Raw genomic sequence first — 18262 nt, 5'->3', positions numbered from 1 at the left:
ATCGAATATGAGTAAAATCATTGGTATTGACTTAGGAACAACAAACTCATGTGTTGCAGTACTCGAAGGCGGCGAGCCAAAAGTTATTGCAAACGCTGAAGGAGCACGTACAACACCATCTGTTGTCGCTTTTAAAAATGGAGAGCGCCAAGTAGGTGAAGTAGCAAAACGTCAATCAATTACAAACCCAAACACTATCATGTCTGTTAAAAGACATATGGGTACAGATTATAAAGTAGAAGTTGAGGGCAAGAACTACACGCCGCAGGAAATCTCTGCAATCATCCTTCAACACCTTAAATCTTACGCTGAAGCTTATCTTGGTGAAGAAGTAACAAAAGCGGTTATTACAGTTCCTGCTTACTTCAACGATGCAGAGCGCCAAGCAACAAAAGATGCTGGTAAAATTGCTGGTCTTGAAGTAGAACGTATCATCAACGAACCAACAGCAGCTGCACTTGCTTATGGTTTAGATAAAACAGATGAAGATCAAACGATCCTTGTATATGACCTTGGTGGCGGTACATTTGACGTATCAGTCCTTGAGCTTGGAGACGGCGTCTTTGAAGTACGCTCAACTGCTGGGGACAACCGTCTAGGTGGAGACGATTTTGACCAAGTCATCATCGATCATCTAGTGGCTGAGTTCAAAAAAGAAAACGGCATTGATCTTTCTAAAGATAAAATGGCGCTTCAGCGTTTAAAAGATGCTGCTGAAAAAGCGAAAAAAGATCTTTCTGGTGTATCTTCTACACAAATCTCACTGCCATTTATCACAGCTGGAGATGCAGGTCCTCTTCACCTAGAATTAACGCTAACGCGTGCTAAATTCGAAGAGCTTTCTGCAGACCTTGTAGAGCGTACAATGACACCTGTACGTCAATCACTGAAAGATGCTGGTCTATCTGCTAGCGAGATTGATAAAGTTATCCTTGTTGGTGGATCAACTCGTATTCCTGCAGTACAAGAAGCAATCAAAAAAGAAACAGGTAAAGAGCCTCATAAAGGCGTAAACCCTGATGAAGTGGTTGCACTTGGTGCGGCAATTCAAGGTGGAGTTATCACGGGAGATGTCAAAGACGTTGTTCTTCTTGACGTCACACCACTTTCTTTAGGAATTGAAACAATGGGCGGCGTATTCACAAAGCTGATTGAACGTAATACAACCATTCCAACAAGTAAATCTCAAGTATTCTCAACGGCTGCTGACAACCAAACTGCTGTAGACATTCACGTCTTACAAGGTGAGCGTCCAATGGCAGCAGACAACAAAACATTAGGTCGTTTCCAATTGACTGACATTCCACCAGCACCACGCGGCGTACCACAAATCGAAGTATCTTTTGATATCGATAAAAACGGTATCGTCAACGTACGTGCGAAAGATATGGGTACTGGAAAAGAACAAAACATCACAATCAAATCTTCTTCAGGTCTTTCTGATGATGAGATCGAAAAAATGGTCAAAGAAGCAGAAGAAAATGCTGAAGCAGATGCGAAGAAAAAAGAAGAAATCGAAGTGCGCAATGAAGCAGATCAATTAGTGTTTACAACAGAAAAAACATTAAAAGATCTTGAAGGCAAAATCGATGAAGAGCAAGTGAAAAAAGCAAACGACGCGAAAGATGCACTAAAAGCTGCGATCGAAAAAGGCGAGCTTGAAGACATCAAAGCGAAAAAAGATGAGCTGCAAACAATCGTTCAAGAACTAACGACAAAGCTCTATGAAGAAGCTGCAAAACAAGCACAAGCTCAGCAAGAAGGCGGCGCTGAAGGTGCTCAAAAAGCAGATGACAATGTAGTGGATGCAGAATACGAAGAAGTAAACGACGATCAAGAGAAAAAATAATCACCTTTACTTTTGAAAAAGACTGCTGAAACGTACTCGTCAGAAAGTCAAAGTCAGGATCTCTTGGCTTTGACTTTTTTCTTTTCAGCGATGAAAAGGAATTGAAAAAGATCAATTTAAAATGATACAATCGTATTTATGTGAGAAAATCGGGAGTGTGAAGAGATGAGTAAGCGTGATTACTATGAAGTGCTTGGCGTGAGTAAGAGCGCCTCAAAGGACGAAATCAAAAAGGCATACCGCAAGCTTTCAAAAAAGTATCACCCTGATATTAATAAAGAAGCTGGCTCAGATGAGAAATTCAAAGAAGTAAAAGAAGCTTATGAAACCCTTTCTGACGATCAAAAACGTTCACATTATGACCAGTTCGGTCACACTGATCCAAACCAAGGATTTGGTGGCGGCGGATTTGGCGGTGGAGGAGACTTTGGCGGCTTCGGCGGCTTTGATGACATCTTCTCTAGTATTTTTGGCGGCGGAGCCAGAAGAAGAGATCCAAATGCACCGCGTCAAGGAGCGGACCTACAATATACAATGACCCTTTCATTTGAAGAAGCGGCATTTGGGAAAGAAGCAACGATCGAGATTCCCCGCGAGGAATCATGTGAAACGTGTCATGGATCAGGTGCAAAACCTGGAACACAGGCGAAGACATGCTCACATTGCGGCGGATCAGGTCAACTAAATGTCGAGCAATCCACGCCATTTGGTAAAGTAGTCAACCGCAGAGTATGTAACTACTGTAGCGGAACTGGTAAACAAATTGAACACAAGTGTTCAACATGTGGTGGATCTGGTAAAGTGCGTAAGCGTAAGAAAATCAATGTGACGATCCCAGCAGGTGTGGACGATGGTCAGCAGCTTAGAGTATCTGGTCAAGGTGAACCAGGTGTAAATGGAGGACCTCCAGGCGATCTATTTGTTGTTTTCCATGTGAGGGCACATGAATTCTTCGAACGAGATGGAGATGACATCTACTGCGAAATGCCGCTTACCTTTGCGCAGGCTGCACTAGGTGATGAAATTGAAGTGCCGACATTACATGGGAAAGTCAAATTAAAAGTTCCTGCGGGCACACAAACGGGTACGAAGTTTAGACTCAAAGGAAAAGGTGTAAAAAATGTACGCGGTTATGGTCAAGGCGATCAGCATATCGTTGTACGCGTCGTAACACCGACGAATTTAACTGAAAATCAAAAAGATATCATTAGAAAATTTGCTGAAGTGAGCGGAAATAAACCGGACGAACAAGAAATGAGCTTTTTCGATAAGGTGAAACGCGCATTTAAAGGCGAGTAAGACGGATAAGGAGTTGGTAGTATTGAAGTGGTCAGAAATAAGCGTCCATACAACAAATGAAGCGGTGGAACCGATCACCAATATTTTGCATGAAGCAGGTGCAAGTGGTGTCGTGATTGAGGACCCGCTTGATTTAGTCAAGGAACGTGAAAATGTATACGGTGAGATCTACCAGCTCGATCCGAATGATTATCCTGAGGAAGGGGTCATCGTCAAAGCCTACCTTCCGATGAATAGCTTTTTGATGGAAACGGTAGATGAGATCAAAGAAGCCATCAATAATCTTCTTCTATACGATATTGACCTTGGACGAAATACACTGTCAATTTGTGAAGTAAACGAAGAAGAATGGGCGACTGCATGGAAGAAATACTATCATCCTGTGAAAATCTCTGAGAAATTTACCATCGTCCCAACATGGGAAGAGTACACACCCGTTCATTCTGATGAATTGATCATCGAAATGGACCCTGGAATGGCATTTGGAACCGGTACACATCCAACAACGGTTCTTTGCATTCAGGCGCTTGAGCGCTATGTGAAGGAAAACGACACGGTGATTGACGTTGGAACAGGATCTGGCATTTTAAGTGTTGCCGCTGCAATGCTCGGTGCAAAAGACATTCATGCATTTGATCTCGACACCGTTGCAGTGGAAAGTGCAAAGCAGAACATCGAATTAAATGGTGTGAGCGAGCAAGTAACGGTAAAACAAAATAATTTACTTGATGGGATTTCAGGTGAACGCGATGTGATTGTGGCCAACATCCTCGCAGAGGTCATCATGCGCTTTACAGATCAAGCGTATGATCTATTGAAGAAAGACGGTTACTTTATTACATCAGGCATTATCGGACAAAAGAAATTACAAGTCAAAACTGCTTTAGAAGAAGCCGGTTTTGAGATTGTTGAAGTGCTGTCAATGGAAGATTGGGTCAGCATAATAGCGAAAAAATAAAGCGAGTAGGTGTCAGGACACGTATGCAACGATATTTTATCGACCTCACAAAAGAAGAAGTGACGGAAAAGGGAAACATCGTCATAAAGGGTGAAGATGTTCATCACCTTGCAAACGTCATGCGGATGAAAGCAGGGGAGGACATCCTTTGCTTAACGACAGACGGCTTTGAAGCGCTCAGTAAAATTGATACAATAACAAAGGAAGAAGTGATTTGTCACTTGGAAGGCTGGACGAATCAGAATCGAGAACTTCCGATCAAGGTGACGATTGCAAGCGGTCTGCCAAAAGGGGATAAGCTTGAATGGATTATCCAAAAAGGCACCGAGCTTGGCGCAAGTGCTTTTATTCCGTTTCAAGCGACTCGTTCGATTACAAAACTTGACCAAAAAAAGTCATTGAAAAAACGAGATCGCTGGGAAAAAATTGCGAAAGAAGCTGCCGAGCAGTCTTACCGGAATATCATTCCGCGCGTTCATCCAGTATCAACATTTAAAGAGCTGATTCAACTGGCCGGTGAATTCGATAAATGTGTCGTTGCATACGAAGAATCATCGAAAGAAGGCGAGCAAAGCCGGTTTCAAACGGTGCTCCAACAGATGAAGGGCGGACAAACCTTATTAGTGGTTTTTGGTCCAGAAGGCGGTTTAGCAGAAAAGGAGATTGAAGAACTTGAAGCGCATGGTGCAGTCATTTGCGGGCTTGGACCACGCATTTTAAGAACAGAAACAGCTCCTCTTTACGCGCTTTCTGCTATATCTTATCAAACAGAGTTATTAAGAGGTGAATCATGATGGGAACAGTAGCGTTCCATACACTTGGCTGTAAGGTCAATCACTACGAAACAGAAGCCATCTGGCAGCTGTTTAAAGAAGCTGGCTATGAAAGAAAAGATTATGAATCAAAAGCAGACGTATATGTCATTAATACATGTACCGTCACCAATACAGGCGATAAAAAAAGCCGCCAAGTCATTAGAAGAGCCATTCGTCATAATCCGGATGGTGTCATTTGTGTAACAGGCTGTTACGCACAAACGTCTCCGGCAGAAATCATGGCGATTCCTGGTGTTGATATTGTGGTTGGCACACAAGACAGACATAAACTGCTTGGTTATATTGAAGAATACAGAAGAGAAAGACAGCCGATCAACGGAGTTGGCAATATCATGAAAGCACGGGTCTTTGAAGAACTAGATGTTCCTGCGTTTACTGACAGAACACGTGCTTCATTAAAAATCCAAGAAGGCTGTAACAATTTCTGTACATTCTGCATTATCCCTTGGGCTCGCGGATTACTGCGTTCTCGCGATCCAGAAGAAGTCATCAATCAAGCGCAGCAGCTTGTCGATGCTGGCTACAAAGAAATTGTATTAACAGGTATTCATACAGGTGGATACGGTGAAGATTTAAAGGATTATAACTTTGCTAAGCTTCTGAAAGAATTAGATGAACGTGTGGCGGGATTAAAACGAATCCGCATTTCATCCATTGAAGCAAGTCAAATTACAGACGAAGTGATTGAAGTGCTCGATCAGTCAGATAAAATTGTGAGACACTTACATATTCCGCTTCAATCTGGCTCTAATACTGTACTGAAAAGAATGCGCCGTAAATACACAATGGAATTCTTTGCAGAGCGTTTAACGAAGCTCAAAAAAGCATTGCCAGGTCTTGCTGTCACTTCAGATGTGATCGTTGGATTCCCAGGAGAAACAGAAGAAGAATTTATGGAAACATACAATTTTGTCAAAGACCATCAATTCTCTGAGCTCCATGTGTTCCCTTACAGCAAACGGACAGGTACGCCTGCTGCAAGAATGGAAGATCAAGTAGATGAGAATGTGAAAAACGAACGCGTTCACCGCCTCATTGCTCTTTCTGATCAGCTTGCGAAAGAATATGCATCGGCATATGAAGGCGACGTCTTAGAGATTATTCCAGAAGAATCCTTCAAAGAACAAGACGGAACGCACAATCTGTATGTAGGATATACTGATAACTACATGAAGGTCGTATTTGAAGGAACAGAGGACATGATCGGCCGTTTGGTAAAAGTGAAGATTACGAAAGCAGGCTATCCTTATAACGAAGGACAATTCGTCCGTATAAGTGATGACGTGCAGACGGATCAAGTGAGAATGACCTCATAATGAATGAAAAACCGGCAGCCATTAGGCAAGCCGGTTTCTTTTATGTTGACTGATTTGGAAGAAGGAACAAAATCAAGGCGTGAAAAGGGCGGATGAACGGGAAAAAGAGGAGAGAACTTGCAACATTAAACAGCAGACTAAAGTGCGCAATCTGCTGGGCAGGAGAGCTTGCTAAAAGCGCAACAAACTCTGTAATAAAGGCGAGAAAAGGAAGACATAAAAGTACACCTAGAACATTAAACACGACGTGTGCATACGCGGTTTGGCGGGCTGCATAACCACCAGAGATAGCAGCCATCACGGCAGTAATACATGTTCCGATATTGGACCCTAAAACAAAGCTGATGCCTTCTTTTAGAGCGACAGTCCCTTCATTCATAAATCCCATCAAAATACCGATACATACAGAGCTTGAATGAACAATGGCCGTGAACACTGTACCAGAGAGAAGAGCTGTCCAATCGGAATGCTGCATCATTTCAAGGAAACGCAGTGTCTCTGGCTGACTGGTCATCATACCTGCAATTTTTGAAAAACCTTGAATACAAAAAAAGATCATGCCAAGCCCAAATAAACTTTTTCCTGCATATCGAAAAGACTTCCTGCCCAAAATGATACATAAAAGACCAGTTGCAATCAGAACCCACATAAACACGTCCATCTTAATGGCAATAAATTCTGTCGTAAATGTTGAGCCGATATTCGTTCCAAGAATCATGGGTATGGATTTTTTAAACGTGAGAATGCCTGTACTCACAAAGCCGATAACGATGACCATAAACGCCGAACTGCTTTGAAGAACCCCTGTAAACACAATACTGACCAAGAATGCTTTGACTGGATGATCTGTAAAGAGAAGAAGTGATTTCTCAATACGAGACGACGTGAGTGCCATTAATCCTTTCCTAAGCAAACCCATTGCCCATAAAAAAATGAAAATAAGTGCACAAAAATAAATGATCGCCATCATAGAAAAGTCCTCCTCTTACCAATGAATATATGGACTTGTCTACCTGCTCATGACGAAAATATATTTCCAAATCACTTAGTTGACCTCAACCTAGGCTTATATTATAATGTCTAGGTACATGTTTTGCATATGTATATCTTTTTTTAATGCAGTCGATTGGTGTATTCGGAGGGAGGGAAAGAGAATGTCAAAAACGGTCGTTAGAAAAAACGAATCGCTTGAAGATGCTCTTCGTCGCTTTAAACGCAGTGTATCCAAAACTGGAACATTGCAAGAAGCAAGAAAGCGTGAATTTTATGAAAAGCCTAGCGTAAAGCGTAAGAAAAAGTCTGAAGCTGCTAGAAAACGTAAATTCTAAAGAGGGTGGATTTTATGAGTCTTCTTGAGCAATTAAATTCTGATATGAAGCTTTTTATGAAAAACCGAGAGAAAGACAAGCTTATTGTCATTCGTATGGTAAAGGCTTCACTGCAAAATGAAGCAATAAAGCTTAAGAAAGACAGTTTGACCGGAGATGAGGAACTAACCGTCCTTTCCCGCGAGATTAAGCAACGTAAAGACTCCCTCCATGAATTTTCGAAAGCTAATCGCTTAGATTTAGTAGATAAAGTTCAAAAAGAGATTGACATTTTAGACGTTTATTTACCTGAACAGCTTTCTGAAGAAGAACTGCAGGCGGTTGTGAAAGAAACAATCGCCGAAACCGGTGCTTCATCGAAAGCTGATATGGGTAAAGTGATGAGCGCTATTATGCCAAAAGTAAAAGGTAAAGCTGATGGTGCTGTGATTAACAGACTTGTCAGCGAGCAACTGTCTCAATAAAAAAGTATCCTTCTCATGTTAGAAGGGTACTTTTTTTATGCCTCCATAAACCTGTCATATAAAAATGAAACCTATGATACATTTGTAACGTATGTAAAGGAACGGTAAAATGAAAGAAAGAGAGGGGGGATCACCAAATAGATGAAAAAAATCAAAATTTCTATTGCTCTCTTCAGTTGTTTTATAATATGCTTGTTATTAGGGGTTCAATTGACCGCGAAATCAGCAGATCAGAAAGTTCATGTTATCCCAATTGAAGATACTGTAGAAAAAGGACTTTCTAAATTCATTGAACGATCATTTGAGCAGGCAAAGTCGGAACGGGCGAAGCACATCATTCTCGACATCAATACACCAGGTGGTGCAGTCGATGCGGCGCTTGAAATAGCCGATACCATTCGTGCATCCGACATCCCAGTGACAGCGTTTGTGAATCATAGAGCGCTTTCAGCCGGGGCATTCATTGCCCTAAATGCCGATCAAATTTATATGACCCCAAACGGAAAGATGGGGGCTGCTGCGATCATTGACGGTGAAGGCAACGCTGCCGATCAAAAATCTGAATCTCTATGGCTTGCTGAAATGAGTGACGCTGCTGAAAAGCAGGGGCGTGATCCAAAATATGCTCTTGCGATGGCAGATGTAGATATAGACGCAAAAGAAGCTGGTGCACCAAAAGGAGAACTGCTGACCTTTAACACAGATCGGGCGCTTCAGTTCGGTTATGCAGAAGGAGAAGCGAAAAATATGGATGACTTGCTTCAGAAGCTGAACTTAGCAGATGCCTCTGTTCAATACGATGAAGTGAGCTTTGCTGAAAAGGTTGCGCGTTTTCTCACGCATCCGATCGTCATTCCTATCCTTTTATCCATTGCGAGCTTAGGATTAATTGTTGAATTATATTCTCCCGGCTTTGGGGTTCCAGGCACCATGGGAGTCACAGCGCTTCTTCTATTCTTTTATGGTCATCTCGTGGCAGGTTTTGCAGGATATGAGACATTGTTCCTGTTTTTGGCAGGGATTGTGTTGATCATTCTGGAATTATTTTTGCCGGGGGGAATCGTGGGTGTCATTGGACTAATCTGTGTCGTTGTCAGCTTATTTTTAGCAGCTGGAAGCTTTACAGAAATGGCGATTTCCATCTTGATTGCCACTGCTGTTTCAATCATAGCAGTTATTTTATTGACAAAGGTGTTGGGGAAACGTATGAAATTTTTTAAAAAGTTCATTTTAACCGATTCAACCAATAAAGAAAGTGGTTATGTCTCAAATGAAACAAGAGATGATCTTGTAGGACAAATCGCAGTGACAGCAACAGCACTTCGTCCATCTGGTACGATTGTATTCGGAGACGAGCGCATTGATGTTGTGTCAGAAGGTGCTTTTATCGATAAGGATGAACAAGTAAAAATTGTGAAAGCGGAAGGCTCACGCATTGTCGTGAGGAAAGTATAGATATACTGATTTTATAGGAGGAATAAAATGGATCCATCTACTTTACTATTATTTGTGATTATCGCAGCAGGTTTGATCGTTCTATCGATCTTCTTCACCTTTGTACCGGTGATGCTGTGGATTTCTGCCCTAGCGGCTGGCGTAAGAGTGAGCATTTTTACACTTGTAGGAATGAGGCTTCGCCGAGTGATTCCAAACCGAGTGGTCAACCCGCTCATCAAAGCGCATAAAGCAGGTCTTGATGCGACGATTAACCAATTAGAAAGCCACTATCTTGCAGGTGGTAACGTAGACCGCGTGATCAACGCACTGATCGCAGCTCAGCGTGCGAATATCGAATTGAACTTTGCTCGCTGTGCGGCAATCGACCTAGCAGGCCGTGACGTACTTGAAGCTGTCCAAATGAGTGTAAACCCTAAAGTCATTGAAACACCATTTATCTCAGGTGTTGCGATGGACGGGATTGAAGTAAAAGCAAAAGCACGTATTACAGTTCGTGCAAACATTGACAGACTTGTCGGTGGTGCAGGGGAAGAAACGATCATTGCTCGTGTAGGTGAAGGGATTGTTTCGACAATCGGTTCATCAGATAATCATAAAAAGGTTCTTGAAAATCCTGATATGATTTCTCAAACGGTTCTTGGTAAAGGATTAGATTCAGGTACAGCATTTGAAATTCTCTCGATTGATATCGCAGATGTTGATATCGGTAAGAACATCGGGGCAATCCTGCAGACAGACCAAGCAGAAGCCGACAAAAACATTGCACAGGCGAAAGCAGAAGAACGCCGGGCAATGGCTGTTGCACAAGAACAAGAAATGCGTGCGAGAGTTGAAGAAATGCGCGCGAAAGTAGTAGAAGCAGAGGCTGAAGTACCACTTGCAATGGCCGAAGCACTACGTGAAGGTAATATTGGAGTTATGGACTACATGAACATTAAGAATATCGATGCTGATACGGATATGAGAGATTCATTTGGCAAAATGACAAAAGGTCCATCTGATAATGAAAACAAATAAGCATCCTCTCACGCTTTAAGGAGGGAGCCCATTGGACATTCTATTTGAAAATCCGTTACTAATAGCGATTATCATCGGTATTATCTCTGCAATCTTTGGGAAAATCGGTAAACAAGAGGAGAACGAACAAAAGAACCAGCAAAACAAACCGGCTCCTCAGCGTAAACCAGTGCCGCAAAAGCAAACAAAACAAACAAGTCCAGATCCGGTCGTAACGGACCAGCTTGACGATTTTGGCGATGTACATGATCATGGCGGGATGAAAAAACAAGGTTCACAATCCTTACAGGATCGTTATACCGCTACACTTGCCGAAATGGAAGAAAGAAAAAGCGAGCTGAATAAAGAGTTTCAATCGCTTGAAAGAGAACTTACAAGGCCAAAAGCAGCATCTGCTGGAATGAAGCCGAAAATGATTGAGAAACTCAACCAAGATACGGTCGTTCAAGGGATGATCCTTGGTGAAGTATTTGGAGAGCCTCGTGCGAAAAAGCCGCATCGAACGATGAAACGACCATATAAAAGATAAAGAAGTAAGCCCCCTCATCCTTAAGGGGGCTTTTTTGTTGTGTAATGGAGACTTTTCTTAGTCAAAATGATGAAACGGCTGTTTTACGGGATTCATTAGCATGATATGAACCGCTGAGGAATAGGATGATATAGAGGCTTTCTCATCAGTCTCACCATCTTTCAGTTTGATCTCATACACATGAGGTGGGAAGGGGTTCTTATTGAATGGGAAAAAGAAAAAATCGACTTAAAGCATGGCTGACAAGAACACTTGAAATCCCTCCGGACGTGATGATGGATCTTCCCCGTATTACGATGGTTGGCAGACTCCATATTTACATAGAGAACCATAAAGGGCTTTTACTTTTCAGTGATCAAGAGGTAAGGCTGATGCTCAAGCAAGGACAGTGCATTATTTCAGGAAAAGACTTTGTGATTAAAACGATTTTGCCAGAAGAGATCTTATTAGAGGGGAAAATCGATGAGGTCCGTTATATTGATTCCTAACTGACGGAGGGGAGAAACGTGAAGAACAAATGGTTTGCCTATTTTATTGGCAGAGTGGAAGTGGAGATAAGAGGAAGCGGTATTGAGCGGCTAATCAATGAGTGCACGAGACAGGGGATCACAATTTTTCAAGTGAGCCGCCGTCAAGACAGCGTGCGCTTATTTATTCGCCTCTCAGATGTACATGCCTTTAGAAAAGTGCGCAGACATCATGAGGTGAAATGTTCATTTCATCAAAAGAAAGGGTTCCCGTTTCTTCTTCTATGGTCGAGAAGAAATATTGGATTCACCCTCGGGATGGCTTTTTTCCTAGTGACGATATTGGCTCTTTCAAATATGGTGTGGAAAATTGAGATTAAAGGTGCGAATCCAGAAACAGAACACCAAATGAGAAAGCATTTGGACGAAATAGGGGTACAAAAAGGGCGTTTTCAGTTTCTTATGGGGACACCTGAAAAAATACAAAAGTCATTGACGACCAATATTCAGAGCATTACATGGGTCGGAGTTGAACTGAACGGAACGACGTTTCAAATGAAAGTGGTCGAAAAAAATGAACCTGAAAAGGAGAAATATACGAGTCCTCAGCACATCGTTGCCAAGAAAAAGGCGGTCATCACGAGAATGTATGTAGAAAAGGGGGAACCGCTTGCCCAGGTCGATGAACATGTGAAAAAAGGGCAGATGCTCGTCTCAGGTTTAATTGGGAGTGAAGATCAGAAAAAAACGGTCGGAGCCAAAGCGAAAATTTATGGTGAAACATGGTACCGATCTGAAGTTTCTGTCCCTCTCCGAACATCTTTTGATGTCTTTACGGGTAAAATGAAGACAAAGCACAAGCTATCCTTGTTTGGAGGCTCCATCCCATTTTGGGGATTTTCCTTTAAAAAAGATGATTTTCAGCAGCCGAAAACAGAAAAAGAAGTTCACCCGCTTCATTTTTTGAATATGCAGCTACCGTTCTCCTATGAAAAGGAAATCACACGAGAAAGTGAAAAAATAAATCGAGAATACACAAATAAAGAAGCGGTTCAAGCAGGGATTAAAATGGGTAAAAAAGAATTAGAAGAAAAGCTAGGTCAAACAGGTGAGGTGAAAAGTGAAAAAGTTTTGCACGAGACAACAGGGAATGGTAAAGTTAAGTTAATCATCCTTTACCAAGTAATAGAAGATATTGTTCAACCAACACCTATTGTTCAGGGAGACTAGAGAATGACAGAACATTTACTTGAGATTCAACAAAAATTGGATAGCCCAAACGAAGCCATTGCTTTATTTGGCAATCAAGATGCTTATCTGAAACTGATGGAAAACGAGCTGAATGTCTCCATTATCACACGTGGAGAGAAAGTGTATGTTTCTGGTCAGGAAGCATCAAGAGATACTGTGAGCCGTTTGATTACATCTCTCTTACATCTCATTCGTAAAGGAATTGAGATTTCTGAACGGGATGTCGTCTATGCCATTAAAATGGCGCAAAAAGACAAGCTCAATTATTTTGAAAATATGTATGAAGATGAAATTACGAAAAATGCCAAAGGAAAGTCGATCAGAGTCAAAACGATCGGCCAGCGTGAATATGCTGCGGCAATGAAAAAAGATGATCTGGTCTTTGGGATTGGACCTGCTGGTACAGGTAAAACGTATTTGGCAGTGGTCAACGCCGTACATGCCCTCAAAAATGGACATGTCAAACGGATTATCCTGACAAGGCCAGCTGTTGAAGCAGGGGAAAGTCTTGGCTTTTTGCCAGGAGATTTAAAAGAAAAAGTCGATCCTTATTTAAGACCGCTATATGATGCTCTGCACGATGTGCTTGGCAGTGATCATACGGAACGTTTAATTGAGCGCGGAGTGATTGAAATTGCCCCTCTTGCCTATATGAGAGGGCGGACGCTTGATGATGCATTTGTGATTTTAGATGAAGCGCAGAATACAACGCCAGCTCAAATGAAAATGTTTTTGACGAGACTAGGCTTTGGTTCTAAAATGGTCATTACAGGAGATATTACACAAATTGACCTGCCTAAAGGTATGCAGTCAGGTCTTGCGGCTGCAAAGGACATGCTTGCTGAGATCAAGGGTATCTCATTCATTGAATTAGATCAGACAGATGTGGTCAGACACCCGCTTGTGGCGAAGATCATTGGAGCATACGAAAAGCAAAAATGAACTGAGTGACCCGATCGCCTTAATCGGGTCATTTTGTTTCGATCGTGGTTTAAAGTAAAAAAGGAGGTACTTTCCTTGAGAAAGAATCAGAAAGGCAGTAAGCGAAAAAGACTGCTGTCTAAAAAAGAACCTCAAAAAATGGAGCGCTCACGCTATTTAAACGTACTGCTATACGCTGGTTTAGCGGCCATCATGTTTGTGGTGCTCTTCTTCCATGTAAAGCCTGAATCGCTCGACCTAGATTTGTTTTCAGTGAGCGAACAGACCATCTATTCTCCGTCTACCGTTGATGACCAAGAAGCAACAGAAGAAAAGAAACAAGAAGCAACGGATCAAGTGGAAGACCAATATACACTCAAAAAAGCGTATTCTGATAATCGTGTTGACCTCATTTCATCCCTCTTTGAAGCCATTAAAGAAGAGAAGAAAGCAGCAGCTGATGACAAAGAGAACCCGCCAACAGATCAAGAGATGGTGAAGCGTGTAAAAGAGAAACTCACAACTGATATGCAGGAAGCTGTTTCGGATCAATCGATTAAAGCACTGCTCCAAGCAAGTGACGAAAACCTTTCTTTTACAAAGGATTCCATCATCACAGTGGTCAATTCTCTCATGGGTAAAGAAATCACAGCTTCTAAGCTGCAAGATGAAAAGAAACAAGTGAAAGCAGAGCTTGAAAACAATTCGATTCCGTCAAAATATTTAAATGCAGCGAAAGAAATTGGTGAATTTGCGATTATTCCAAACTATGTATTTGACCCGGTCGCAACAGAGAAGAAAAGACAAGAAGCAGCTGATAATATCCAGCCGGTTCAAATCAAGCAAGGGCAAATTTTAGTAGAAGAAGGCGAGCTCATTGACCGTGAAGTGTATCGTAAATTAGAACTGACGGGTCTTTTAAACAGTTCCAATTTGTTTAAGCCTGTAAGCGGTCTTATCATCTTAATCGGTCTCTTCTTAGCGGCGATTGTCCACTCACTGGAATCGAGGAAAAAGTCGCTCGTCCATAAGAATAAATCGTTACTGCTGTACTCGCTCATTTTCACCATTATTTTAATCATCATGGAAGTATTCAGTCTCTTCCAGGAAACGAAGTATACGACCATAGGCTATGTCGTGCCTGTTGCACTTGGTACGATGCTGATTAAGCTGCTGATCAATGAGCGGCTGGCAATCTTCTCCGGCCTTGTATTTGCCCTTTGCGGCAGTATGATGTTTAATCAAGGAGTAACAGGTGTCTTTAACTATGTCATCTGTGCTTATTATCTAATAAGCGGGATGGCAGGAATTTTATTTTTGAGAAAACACAATGCAAGATCGAAAATTTTGCAGGCGGGGCTTTGGGTAGCTTTGGTGAATGTACTTGTCGTGCTGTCCATTACGCTGATTCAAAATTCTTCTCCATCAGGGCTTGAAATAGGTGTGAACCTCATCATGGCGATTGTGTCAGGGTTTGCATCGGCTATTCTGGTTATTGGGTTAATGCCAGTCTTTGAGAGCATGTTTGGCATTCTTTCGACCATGAAGCTTATTGAATTATCGAACCCGAATCATCCGCTGCTGAAAAAGATCTTAACAGAGACGCCAGGTACATATCATCATAGTGTCATGGTGGCGAATTTAGCGGATGCTGCATGTGAAGCAGTCGGTGCAAATGGATTGTTAGCAAGGGTTGGGGCTTATTATCATGACATTGGGAAAACGAAAAGGCCACAATACTTTATTGAAAACCAAATGAACATTGATAATCCGCACGACAAGCTTTCTCCTCAGCTGAGCAAGAATATTATTATTGCCCATACGACAGATGGTGCTGAAATGCTGAGAGAAAAGAAGTTTCCAGAGGAACTTGTGGACATTGCAGAACAGCATCACGGAAAGTCCCTGCTGAAGTTCTTTTACTATAAGGCAAAAGAACGGGATGATCAGGTGACAGAAGAAGAATTTCGTTATCCTGGTCCAAAACCGCAATCGAAAGAAGCGGCCATTATTTCTGTAGCTGACAGCGTGGAAGCGGCGGTTCGTTCGATGCATAATCCAAACCCTGAGCGGATTGAAAAGCTTGTCAAAGGCATTATTTCAGATAAGATGCAGGATGGACAATTTAGTGAATGTGATCTGACATTTAAAGAATTAAATATTATTAGCCAAACAATTTGTACAACATTAAAGGGGATTTTCCATTCTCGGATTGAATATCCAGATGCCCCGAAGCAGAAGGTGAAGTAAATGACATTGTTAATCGATTTAATAGATGAAACAGGACAAGTATCGAAAGAGCAGCTTGAAGAAGTGGAAAAACTTCTTCAATTTGCTGCGGATGCTCTTGAAGTAAAAGATCAAGCAGAAGTATCAGTATCGATCGTTTCAAATGAAGAAATTCATCAAATTAATAAAGAATACCGAGGAAAAGATGCACCAACAGATGTAATTTCATTTGCCCTTGAGGAAGAAGGCGAAGGGGAAATTGAAATCATTGGAGCTGATGACATTCCGCCTGTACTTGGTGACATTATCATTAGTGTTGATCGTACGAAAGAGCAAGCAGAGGAATATGGACATTCCTTTATGAGAGAGCTAGGATTTTTAACGATTCATGGTTTTCTTCATTTGCTTGGTTATGATCATATGACAGAAGAAGATGAAAAAGAAATGTTCGCCAAACAGACAAAAATCTTGGATGATTATGGCCTTTCGAGATCATCGTAAGAAGCGAACGCCGCTTGTCCGTTTTTTTCGGAGTTTTTATTATGCATTTAGAGGAATATGGCGAACTTTCTTGAATGAACGGAATTTTCGGTTTCACACAGTCGCAGCCATCATCGTGGTGATTTGCGGCTTTTGGTTTCACATTCATCCGGTTGAATGGATGATCATTCTGCTTTTATGCGGCGGGATGTTTGCGTTAGAACTTGTGAATACAGCGATTGAACATACAGTAGATCTTTTCACAGAAGAGAAGCATCCTCTTGCTGAGAGAGCGAAGGACGCGGCAGCAGGCGCTGTTTGCGTTTACGCCGCCATTTCGGTTATGATTGGGTTGATGATCTTCTTACCGAAGATCATGCAATAGAACAATATTACTATTTATTAACATTTTTAGAAATGGGCGTGAAAATGTCACGTGAATTATGTAAAATATAAATGTGACAGTGGTACCATTTCTTCTGAAAGTGGGAACTAGAATGAACAAACAAGAGTTGATTTCAGAAGCAGTCAAAGCAAGAGATTTTGCATATGTACCCTATTCTAAATTCAAAGTCGGTGCAGCATTATTATCGCATGACGGAAAAGTGTATGGCGGCTGCAATATTGAAAATGCAGCATATGGTATGTGTAATTGTGCGGAAAGAACAGCACTTTTTAAAGCTTACTCAGAGGGCATCACATCTTTTCAAATGCTTGCAGTAGTGGCTGATACAGATCGACCTGTTTCACCATGCGGCGCATGCAGACAGGTCATTTCAGAGCTATGTGCACCTGATATGCCAGTGATTCTAACGAACTTAAAAGGACATATATACGAAACGACAGTAAACGAACTATTGCCAGGCGCATTTTCACCGGAGGATTTAAATGACTAACGAAAGCTTCAAATCAGGATTTGTATCAATTATTGGAAGACCAAATGTAGGGAAATCGACCTTTCTTAATCGTGTGATTGGACAAAAGATTGCGATTATGAGTGATAAGCCCCAAACGACTCGAAACAAAGTGCAAGGTGTTCTGACAACGAACACGTCACAAACGATTTTTATCGATACACCAGGAATTCATAAACCGAAGCACAAACTTGGCGATTTTATGATGAGGGTGGCTCAAAATACACTCAAGGAAGTCGACCTGATCTTGTTTATGATCAACGCACAGGAAGGCTATGGAAAAGGTGATGAATTCATCATTGAACGACTAAAGCAAACATCGACACCGGTGTTCCTTGTCGTCAATAAAATTGACCAAATTCATCCGGATGAATTGTTCCTTTTAATTGATGAATACCGCACACGTTACCCATTTAAGGAAATTGTGCCAATTTCAGCACTTGAAGGCAACAACATTGATACGCTTCTTCAGCAAATTGAAGGTTATCTTCCAGAAGGCCCTCAATTTTATCCGGCAGATCAAGTAACAGATCACCCAGAGCGATTTATTATTTCTGAATTAATTCGTGAAAAAGTGCTGCATTTAACGAGAGAAGAGATCCCTCACAGTATTGCGGTTGCGATTGAATCGATCAAGCCAGATGAAAACGGCAAGATTCATGTTGCAGCGACCATCGTCGTAGAACGTGATTCACAAAAAGGGATTGTGATTGGTAAGCGCGGCAGCTTATTAAAAGAAGTGGGACAAAAAGCGCGCAGAGACATTGAAGCACTTTTAGGCTCAAAGGTGTATTTAGAGCTTTGGGTAAAAGTGCAGAAGGACTGGCGTAATAAATCCACACATCTTCGTGATTTCGGATTTAGAGAAGACGAATATTAAAAACCGATACAGTTGTTAGTAGATCTGACAATGGTGCGGTTCGATTAGTAAAAATTGTTTATCATG

The 18262-nt window shown here is 41.7% G+C and carries 19 protein-coding genes; 18 read left to right on the top strand and 1 reads right to left on the bottom strand.

All coding sequences use genetic code 11. The features are described from left to right. The first annotated feature begins 7 nt into the window (after window positions 1–7). From dnaK to mtaB, 5 genes are all read left to right on the top strand, one after another. A complete protein-coding gene (gene dnaK / locus NSQ64_RS13490; protein WP_007501326.1) occupies window positions 8–1849 on the top strand; it encodes a molecular chaperone DnaK in 1842 nt (613 codons plus the stop codon). Between the two features lie 165 nt (window positions 1850–2014). Next, window positions 2015–3148 carry a molecular chaperone DnaJ gene (dnaJ, locus tag NSQ64_RS13485; RefSeq protein WP_017367628.1) on the top strand — a complete coding sequence of 378 codons (1134 nt, stop codon included), beginning with the start codon at window positions 2015–2017 and terminating at the stop codon, window positions 3146–3148. A 22-nt stretch (window positions 3149–3170) separates the two neighbouring features. Next, window positions 3171–4106 (top strand): 50S ribosomal protein L11 methyltransferase, encoded by a 936-nt coding sequence (gene prmA, locus NSQ64_RS13480; RefSeq protein ID WP_017358022.1) that lies wholly within the window; start codon window positions 3171–3173, stop codon window positions 4104–4106. A gap of 23 nt (window positions 4107–4129) precedes the next feature. Then, entirely contained in the window at window positions 4130–4900 is a 771-nt protein-coding gene (locus NSQ64_RS13475; RefSeq protein WP_035390848.1) for a 16S rRNA (uracil(1498)-N(3))-methyltransferase, read from the top strand. Then, window positions 4900–6258, top strand: coding sequence for a tRNA (N(6)-L-threonylcarbamoyladenosine(37)-C(2))-methylthiotransferase MtaB (gene mtaB, locus NSQ64_RS13470; RefSeq protein WP_017367626.1), 1359 nt, complete (start codon window positions 4900–4902; stop codon window positions 6256–6258). The genes NSQ64_RS13475 and mtaB overlap by 1 nt, the downstream gene beginning before the upstream one ends. 40 nt (window positions 6259–6298) lie before the next feature. Here mtaB and NSQ64_RS13465 read toward each other — a convergent pair whose 3' ends face one another. Beyond that, the gene (locus NSQ64_RS13465) at window positions 6299–7228 is read right to left on the bottom strand and encodes a Na/Pi symporter (RefSeq protein WP_326241880.1); all 930 of its coding nucleotides are present in this window, start codon (window positions 7226–7228) and stop codon (window positions 6299–6301) included. 184 nt (window positions 7229–7412) lie between these two features. On the opposite strand from NSQ64_RS13465, the gene rpsU reads away from it, so the two are divergent. The 13 genes from rpsU (at window position 7413) to era (ending at window position 18196) form a co-directional block, all read left to right on the top strand. Continuing rightward, on the top strand, window positions 7413–7586 hold the full coding sequence (rpsU, locus tag NSQ64_RS13460; protein ID WP_003152957.1) for a 30S ribosomal protein S21: 174 nt from the start codon (window positions 7413–7415) through the stop codon (window positions 7584–7586). Window positions 7587–7600: 14 nt separating this feature from the next. After that, window positions 7601–8050 (top strand): GatB/YqeY domain-containing protein, encoded by a 450-nt coding sequence (locus tag NSQ64_RS13455; protein WP_007501319.1) that lies wholly within the window; start codon window positions 7601–7603, stop codon window positions 8048–8050. A 141-nt stretch (window positions 8051–8191) separates the two neighbouring features. After that, window positions 8192–9505, top strand: a complete 1314-nt coding sequence (locus NSQ64_RS13450; protein ID WP_341016907.1) for an NfeD family protein — start codon at window positions 8192–8194, stop codon at window positions 9503–9505. A gap of 27 nt (window positions 9506–9532) precedes the next feature. Next, window positions 9533–10525 (top strand): flotillin-like protein FloA, encoded by a 993-nt coding sequence (floA, locus tag NSQ64_RS13445; RefSeq protein ID WP_008356247.1) that lies wholly within the window; start codon window positions 9533–9535, stop codon window positions 10523–10525. A gap of 31 nt (window positions 10526–10556) precedes the next feature. After that, the gene (locus NSQ64_RS13440) at window positions 10557–11054 is read left to right on the top strand and encodes a hypothetical protein (protein WP_058336633.1); all 498 of its coding nucleotides are present in this window, start codon (window positions 10557–10559) and stop codon (window positions 11052–11054) included. A gap of 206 nt (window positions 11055–11260) precedes the next feature. Beyond that, a complete protein-coding gene (gene yqfC / locus NSQ64_RS13435; protein ID WP_012010618.1) occupies window positions 11261–11542 on the top strand; it encodes a sporulation protein YqfC in 282 nt (93 codons plus the stop codon). 18 nt (window positions 11543–11560) lie between these two features. Further along, window positions 11561–12751: a sporulation protein YqfD gene (gene yqfD, locus NSQ64_RS13430; RefSeq protein WP_041506935.1), complete on the top strand. Its 1191-nt coding sequence runs from the start codon at window positions 11561–11563 to the stop codon at window positions 12749–12751. Window positions 12752–12754: 3 nt separating this feature from the next. Continuing rightward, entirely contained in the window at window positions 12755–13714 is a 960-nt protein-coding gene (locus NSQ64_RS13425) for a PhoH family protein (RefSeq protein WP_008342419.1), read from the top strand. Between the two features lie 114 nt (window positions 13715–13828). Next, window positions 13829–15943, top strand: a complete 2115-nt coding sequence (locus NSQ64_RS13420) for an HD family phosphohydrolase (protein WP_411231252.1) — start codon at window positions 13829–13831, stop codon at window positions 15941–15943. Then, window positions 15944–16423, top strand: a complete 480-nt coding sequence (gene ybeY / locus NSQ64_RS13415; protein ID WP_007501310.1) for an rRNA maturation RNase YbeY — start codon at window positions 15944–15946, stop codon at window positions 16421–16423. Continuing rightward, entirely contained in the window at window positions 16401–16787 is a 387-nt protein-coding gene (locus NSQ64_RS13410) for a diacylglycerol kinase family protein (RefSeq protein WP_024718818.1), read from the top strand. The genes ybeY and NSQ64_RS13410 overlap by 23 nt, the downstream gene beginning before the upstream one ends. 112 nt (window positions 16788–16899) lie before the next feature. Next, on the top strand, window positions 16900–17298 hold the full coding sequence (locus tag NSQ64_RS13405) for a cytidine deaminase (protein WP_008342410.1): 399 nt from the start codon (window positions 16900–16902) through the stop codon (window positions 17296–17298). Beyond that, complete coding sequence (gene era, locus NSQ64_RS13400) at window positions 17291–18196, top strand: GTPase Era (protein WP_007501305.1); 906 nt, start codon at window positions 17291–17293, stop codon at window positions 18194–18196. The genes NSQ64_RS13405 and era overlap by 8 nt, the downstream gene beginning before the upstream one ends. Window positions 18197–18262: the final 66 nt, after the last annotated feature.

It is taken from the genome of Bacillus sp. FSL W8-0183, assembly GCF_038006825.1.
GTDB lineage: Bacteria > Bacillota > Bacilli > Bacillales > Bacillaceae > Bacillus > Bacillus altitudinis.
Note: the sequence above shows the minus strand (reverse complement) of the source record. Positions and strands in the feature narration are given on the sequence as shown.

What these genes read in the sequence shown, in the direction of transcription:
- dnaK (WP_007501326.1), top strand. Translation starts at nt 8, where the DNA reads ATGAGTAAAATCATTGGTATTGACTTAGGAACAACAAACTCATGTGTT.
- dnaJ (WP_017367628.1), top strand. Translation starts at nt 2,015, where the DNA reads ATGAGTAAGCGTGATTACTATGAAGTGCTTGGCGTGAGTAAGAGCGCC.
- NSQ64_RS13475 (WP_035390848.1), top strand. Translation starts at nt 4,130, where the DNA reads ATGCAACGATATTTTATCGACCTCACAAAAGAAGAAGTGACGGAAAAG.
- mtaB (WP_017367626.1), top strand. Translation starts at nt 4,900, where the DNA reads ATGGGAACAGTAGCGTTCCATACACTTGGCTGTAAGGTCAATCACTAC.
- NSQ64_RS13465 (WP_326241880.1), bottom strand. Translation starts at nt 7,228, where the DNA reads ATGATGGCGATCATTTATTTTTGTGCACTTATTTTCATTTTTTTATGG.
- rpsU (WP_003152957.1), top strand. Translation starts at nt 7,413, where the DNA reads ATGTCAAAAACGGTCGTTAGAAAAAACGAATCGCTTGAAGATGCTCTT.
- NSQ64_RS13455 (WP_007501319.1), top strand. Translation starts at nt 7,601, where the DNA reads ATGAGTCTTCTTGAGCAATTAAATTCTGATATGAAGCTTTTTATGAAA.
- NSQ64_RS13450 (WP_341016907.1), top strand. Translation starts at nt 8,192, where the DNA reads ATGAAAAAAATCAAAATTTCTATTGCTCTCTTCAGTTGTTTTATAATA.
- floA (WP_008356247.1), top strand. Translation starts at nt 9,533, where the DNA reads ATGGATCCATCTACTTTACTATTATTTGTGATTATCGCAGCAGGTTTG.
- yqfC (WP_012010618.1), top strand. Translation starts at nt 11,261, where the DNA reads ATGGGAAAAAGAAAAAATCGACTTAAAGCATGGCTGACAAGAACACTT.
- NSQ64_RS13425 (WP_008342419.1), top strand. Translation starts at nt 12,755, where the DNA reads ATGACAGAACATTTACTTGAGATTCAACAAAAATTGGATAGCCCAAAC.
- ybeY (WP_007501310.1), top strand. Translation starts at nt 15,944, where the DNA reads ATGACATTGTTAATCGATTTAATAGATGAAACAGGACAAGTATCGAAA.
- NSQ64_RS13410 (WP_024718818.1), top strand. Translation starts at nt 16,401, where the DNA reads ATGGCCTTTCGAGATCATCGTAAGAAGCGAACGCCGCTTGTCCGTTTT.
- NSQ64_RS13405 (WP_008342410.1), top strand. Translation starts at nt 16,900, where the DNA reads ATGAACAAACAAGAGTTGATTTCAGAAGCAGTCAAAGCAAGAGATTTT.
- era (WP_007501305.1), top strand. Translation starts at nt 17,291, where the DNA reads ATGACTAACGAAAGCTTCAAATCAGGATTTGTATCAATTATTGGAAGA.